General features: G+C 69.2%; 1 protein-coding gene. It reads left to right on the plus strand.

The features are described 5' to 3' along the window. Window positions 1–454, plus strand: a 454-nt coding sequence (locus UK12_RS33145; RefSeq protein WP_045306922.1) for an acyltransferase domain-containing protein, incomplete at both ends; no start/stop codon positions are given.

Genomic DNA, 454 nt, shown 5'->3' on the forward strand with positions numbered 1-454 from the left:
GCCGCACCGCCACCCTCGCCCGCACCACCACCGAAGCCACCCACAACCTCACCCACACCCACACCCACATCACCGGACACGCCCACCCCAACCCCCGAACCGCCTTCCTCCTCACCGGCCAGGGCAACCCCTACCCGAACATGGCCCGCGGCCTCTACGACACCGAACCCGTCTTCCGCACCACCCTCGACACCTGCGCCCAGACCATCCACCACCACACCGGCCACAACCCCCTCACCGCCCTCCACACACCCCACGCCACCACCCACCACCTCACCGACACCCAGCACCAACAACCCGTCCTCTTCGCCCTCCAGTACGCCATGGCCCAACAATGGCGAGCCTGGGGCATCCAACCCCACGCCCTCATCGGCCACAGCCTCGGCGAACTCGTCGCCGCCACCCTCGCCGACGTCTGGACCCTCGACGACGCCCTCCACATCACCTGCCTACG

It is taken from the genome of Saccharothrix sp. ST-888 (genome assembly GCF_000955975.1).
In the GTDB taxonomy this organism is placed as follows: domain Bacteria; phylum Actinomycetota; class Actinomycetes; order Streptomycetales; family Streptomycetaceae; genus Kitasatospora.